This window comes from Umezawaea sp. (assembly GCF_057122925.1).
On record NZ_DBNGPQ010000115.1, the window covers coordinates 1 to 5012 of the forward strand.

6 protein-coding genes are annotated in these 5012 nt (G+C 71.7%); 2 read left to right on the forward strand and 4 right to left on the reverse strand.

The window, feature by feature from the left end; genetic code table 11:
- Positions 1-127: 127 nt before the first annotated feature.
- The 3 genes from AC156L_RS26625 to AC156L_RS26635 form a co-directional block, all read right to left on the reverse strand.
- Positions 128-742, reverse strand: a complete 615-nt coding sequence (locus AC156L_RS26625) for a hypothetical protein (protein WP_330879440.1) — start codon at positions 740-742, stop codon at positions 128-130.
- 78 nt (positions 743-820) lie between these two features.
- Positions 821-1444, reverse strand: a complete 624-nt coding sequence (locus AC156L_RS26630; protein ID WP_330879441.1) for a class I SAM-dependent methyltransferase — start codon at positions 1442-1444, stop codon at positions 821-823.
- 215 nt (positions 1445-1659) lie between these two features.
- Complete coding sequence (locus AC156L_RS26635; protein ID WP_330879442.1) at positions 1660-2391, reverse strand: SDR family NAD(P)-dependent oxidoreductase; 732 nt, start codon at positions 2389-2391, stop codon at positions 1660-1662.
- Positions 2392-2515: 124 nt separating this feature from the next.
- On the opposite strand from AC156L_RS26635, the gene AC156L_RS26640 reads away from it, so the two are divergent.
- Complete coding sequence (locus tag AC156L_RS26640) at positions 2516-3424, forward strand: ferredoxin family protein (protein ID WP_330879443.1); 909 nt, start codon at positions 2516-2518, stop codon at positions 3422-3424.
- On the opposite strand, the gene AC156L_RS26645 is transcribed toward AC156L_RS26640, so the two are convergent.
- Positions 3403-3921 (reverse strand): TetR/AcrR family transcriptional regulator, encoded by a 519-nt coding sequence (locus tag AC156L_RS26645; protein WP_330879444.1) that lies wholly within the window; start codon positions 3919-3921, stop codon positions 3403-3405. The genes AC156L_RS26640 and AC156L_RS26645 overlap by 22 nt on opposite strands.
- 341 nt (positions 3922-4262) lie before the next feature.
- Here AC156L_RS26645 and AC156L_RS26650 point away from each other — a divergent pair, with 341 nt between their 5' ends.
- On the forward strand, positions 4263-4790 hold the full coding sequence (locus tag AC156L_RS26650) for a CGNR zinc finger domain-containing protein (RefSeq protein WP_330879445.1): 528 nt from the start codon (positions 4263-4265) through the stop codon (positions 4788-4790).
- Positions 4791-5012 lie beyond the last annotated feature (222 nt).

A 5012-nucleotide genomic window follows, 5' to 3' on the forward strand; every position in this document is an offset into this window, starting at 1 on the left:
GGCCAGCGGCCAGATCAGTGATGGGCCGGGGGCGGGTCAGTGATCACGGCGGAAGAAGAGATCGTGAATCGCGTGGGGTAACCCAGGGGTGACCGTCGACCGCAACCGGGGTGCGACCGCGCCACCGTCACAGCGGACCGCTGTACAACACCACACCCGCCCCGTCGAACACCCGCACCGTCAACCCCGATACCCGATCCCGCGGCAACGGCACGAAATAAGCGAAGGTCTCCGCCGCGGTGTCGGCCAGGACCGGACGACCACCCGGCAGGAACATCTCTATCCGCGCCACCTGCGGCAACGTCCGGCCATAACCCAGAAACCCGGTATCAGCATCCACACCACCCCCACCCACCAACACCCGACCCACGTTGCGCAAACCCCGCTCCGTCAGCGGGCCCACGCCTGAGCCTGAGCCCAGCGGGTGCACACCGCACATGGCGATCACCTCTGGTGAGCTCGCGACGACGATCTTGTGGCCCTGGCCGTCGTCGATGAGGGCTCCGAGAGTGAAGTTGGCTGGGTCCAGTTCGGGGTTTCCGCAGGAGCGCAGGAGTTCTGCCTTGACCGCTTGGGGGTCCTTGGCCTTCTGCTCCTTCTGCTCCTGGCTCGCGGGTGCCGTGGGGGCAGGCTGGGGTGTCGTGCCTGCCGCGGCCGGGAGTTCCCGTGGTTCCCACAGGGCGTTGCTGATCACTGCCAGCAGCAGCGCTACAGCGGCGGCCACTACGGCGGTGGCTCGCATGGATCCGATCGGCACCTTTTTCCCTTCAGTCCTGGGTGAAAGTGTGGCACGAACGGGTGGGGAAGATCGACACCAGCCTCACTTCGGGCGCAGGATCGTGGTGCGTTTGGTCTGCTCGCTCTCCAGGGCGGAATGAACGGGTACGTCGTAGGAGGCGAGAACGGTGAATTCCGCGCGGGGCAGGTGGGCTCGTTGGGGGTCCCCCACGAGGACCGCCGCGCCTCGTCCGGTGGCTGCCCGGAGGAACGGCAGGACTCGGTTGGCCATGCCCCGGTCGTAGAAGACGTCGCCCGCCAGGACCACGTCGTAGGCGTTCGGTTCTCCTCCCAGGAGGTCCGTGTTCGCCGTGGTGATCGTGACGCCGTTGAGGGCCGCGTTGAGGGGGATGGCGGCGGTGGCGAGGGGGTCGATGTCGTTCGCCGTGGCCATCGCTGCTCCGGCCAGGCGGGCGGCGATGGCCACCAGGCCCGAACCGGAGGCCAGGTCCAGGACGTGGCGGCCGATGACCACCTCGGGGTGGTCCAGGACGTAGCGGGCCAGGGCTTGGCCGCCCGCCCACGGGAACGCCCAGAACGGTGGGTCGTCCTTCGCCGTGGCCTCCCAGAGGGAGATGACGTCGTCCGCTCCGTGCAGGATCACTTCCGGCACCAGCGGAACCAGTTGGGGCCGGGTGTTGTCCAGCACGAACCTCGTGTGGTCCACCTAAGCGGTCATCGGGGTGGCGGTGTGCGGGCGAGCGCGGGTCGGGCTCGGGGAAGCGCCCCCTGGTGTTCGGGTTCGGTCAGTGGGGATCTCGCCATGGGGTGATGGTAGTGCTGGTGGAAAGGTGCGTCGGTTCGGGATCGAGTGGGGCGGGAAAGGGGAAGTGGGAAGGAAAGGGGAAAGGAAACGGGGAGGCGGAGGCGGTCGTGGAGGGGTTAGAGACCGCCTGCCACTCGTAGTACGGCACCGGTGGTGAAGGCCGCTTCCGGGCTCAGCAGCCAGGCTATGGCGTTGGCGATGTCGTCCGGCTCGCCCGCGCGGCGCAGGGGGATCACCGCGGCCATTCGATCGGGGCGGTCGGGGATGCCCGAGACGGCGTGGATGTCGGTGCGGACGGTGCCCGGTGCCACGCAGTTGACGCGGATGCCGCGCGGGCCCAGTTCTTTGGCGAGGCCGATGGTGAGGGCGTCCACGCCTGCTTTCGCGGCGGCGTAGTGGACGTACTCGTTGGGGCTGCCCAGGGTTGCGGCGGCTGACGAGACGTTGACGACGGCGCCGCCCTCGGTGAGGTCGCGGGCGGCCCTGCGGGCGCAGAGGAGGACGCCCAGGAGGTTGACGTCGAGGACGTGGCGGAGGTCTTCGACGCGCAGGTCGGCCAGTGGGCCGGCGGGGCTGGTGGCGCCCGCGTTGTTGACCAGGCCGGTGATCGGGCCCAGGACGCTGGCCGCGGTGTCGAACAGTTCGTCGACGTCCCGCGGTGAGGTGGTGTCCACGCGGACGGCGACGGCCTGGCCGCCGTCGGCGCGGATGTCGCGCGCCAGCGCGTCGGCCTCGTCGAGGGCTTGGCGGTAGCCGATGGCGACGTGGTGGCCTCGGGCGGCGAGGGTGCGGACGGTGGCGGCGCCGATGCCGCGGCTCCCACCGGTCACCACGGTGACGGGATTCATGCGGTGAGCCTAGAGAAACCAGGGGTGGGTTCCGGTGGGGTGGGTATCCGGCGTGGATGCGTCACCGATCAGCGAACGCCGCCCCGGCTTCACCCGTTCAGCCCTGTTCGGGCAATCTGTGGCTGTGATCGAGCCGCTCTGCTCCGCGTTCTCCGCGGCCCTCGACGAGCCCCGGTCCGGGACGGCCGCCACGGCGAAGGCGTGGGTGTGCCTGGAGCAGCCGGGGCCGTGGGGTCCGGACGCGCTGCTGGAGAGCCACCTCGACCCGGAGCTGGGTGCGGAGCTGATCCGCCGGTCGACCGGGACCGGGGTGCGGGTGCTGCTGATCCGTCGGCCGGGCAAGCACGCCGACCGGCACCTGCCGCAGCGTCGCCGCGTCTTCCTGGCCAGTTGCGCGCCCGGCTCGTCGTGGCTGGAACGGGCGGAGCTGACCGAGCCGGAGGAGTTGCTGGAGCTGGACTTCGCCGCGCTCGGGGAGGGGCGGTCGACCGGGTTCGGCACGCCGGAGGCGGGGCCGCTGCTGCTGGTGTGCACCAACGGCCGCCGTGACGTGTGCTGCGCGCTGTACGGGCGGCCGATCGTGGCGGACCTGGTCGCGCGGCACGGTGACGCGGTGTGGGAGTGCACCCACACCGGTGGTCACCGGTTCTCCCCCACCGGGGTGCTGCTGCCCTCGGGATACCTCTACGGGGGGTTGGACACCGACTTCGCCGACGCGCTGCTGGTCGCGCGGGACGTGGTGGTGGAGCGCTGCCGGGGGCGGTCGTACTGGTCGAAGGCGGGGCAGGTCGCGGAGGTCGCGGTGCGGGCGCGGACCGGAGAGGTCGGTGACGTGCTGCGGGTGGAGCCGGAGCGGCGGCGGGACGAGACGGCGTGGACGGTGCTGGTGCGGCACGACGACGGCCGCGAGTGGGAGGTCGGTGTGGCGGCGCGGAGGCTGCCGCCCGCGCGGCCGACCAGTTGCGGCAAGGAGCCCGCGATCCCGACCGCGCTGGTCGTGACGAGCGTCGATCAGCTCGTGCCGGTGGCCTGAGCGCCGGGTTTCCCGGTCGCGGCGCGCGGCACGGCCGCGGAGAACAGGCCGAGGCCGAGGGCGTACGGGTCGGCGAGGCCGACCTCGTGCAGCGCGTCCTCGGGGAGCGCGAGCAGCGAGATCGCGACGCCGAGGAAGTAGGCGTCGAGCAGGCCGGTGTCGCGGGTGGTGCTGGGCAGTCCGGCGGTCTGGTGGAGTTCGGCGCTGGCCTCGGCGTTGGCCACGGCCATGCGGCTCAGCGCCGCGCGCACGCCGGGCCTGCGCACGGCCTCCAGGTACAGCTCGACCATGGCGAGGACGTGCGTCGGGTCTTCGGCGACCGCGCGGCGCAGCAGCGCCGGGTACAGCTCGGCGACGTCGGTGGCGGTCACGTCGGCGGGGGTGGTGTCGCGGAGCCGGTGGACGGCGGCGACGTGCAGTTCGGTCATCCGGTTCGCGGCGGCCTGGAGGAGGGCTTCCCTGGTGGGGAAGTAGTTCTTGGTGGTGCCGAGGGGCACGCCCGCCCCTCGGTCGACCGCACGGTGGGTGAGACCCCGGCCGCCTTCGTTGGCCAGCACTGAGATGGCCGTATCGCACAGCAGTTCACGACGGAGCGTCACAATTTCGGACGATACTGGTTCCTTCGGGTGAGCGCAGCGCCGGGGTGGACCGTGAAGCACCCACGGCGGTCACGATCAGGCCGCCCTGGAGCACCAGCCAGCCGCCGCACACGCACCGCTGGTAGCGGACCTGACCCGCAGCGCTGCGGTGCGTGGAGGCGGGGGCGGTGGGGTCGGTCACGGGCCAGCCGCAGGACGGGCATCTGGTGTTCACTCCCCCAGCGTGCTGTCATGGTTCAGTGCATTTCAACCCTTACGGTGGGCTGGCGGCCGAACTCGCGGTCTCGCTGGTCAACGCCGACCCCGACCAGTCCCCCGACGAGCTGCTCGCGCTGCTGCGCGCGCACGACTACCGCCACGCGGGGAGCTTCGACGCGGCGGGCGCGGCCGAGCTGATGGCGTGGGCTCGGCGGCTGGAGGCGGTGTTCGCCGGGACCGTGGACCGGGTGGCCGCGCTCAACGAGCTGCTGGCGGAGTCGTCGACGCAGCCCTACATCTCCGTGCACGACGGTCGGGAGCCGCACCTGCACTTCGCCCGCGAGGAGGGGCCGACGGTGGCGCGGGTGAAGGCCTACACGGCGTCGGGGCTGGCGCACGCGTTCTGCCAGGACCCCGATCGGGTGGGGCGGTGCGATCGGGAGGGGTGCGGGGTGGTGTACGTGGACACCTCGCGCAACGGGCGTCGGCGGTTCTGCTCCACGCGGTGCTCGAACCGGGTGCACGTGTCGGAGCATCGCCGGACGCGGCGGAATCGGACGTCGGCGTAGGGGTGGGGGTGGGTGCGGAGGGCGGGAAGCGGGTGCGGAGGGCGGGAAGCGGGTGGGAAGGGTGGAAAGGGTGGGAAGGCGGCCGGGAATGAGGGAAGAGGAAAGAAGAGGGCGGTCGGGCAGGCGAGCGGGGAGCAGTCGAGCAGCGGGCAGCGGGCAGCGGGCAGCGGGCAGCGGGCAGCGGGCAGCGGGCAGCGGGCAGGCAGGCGAACAGGCGCAGGG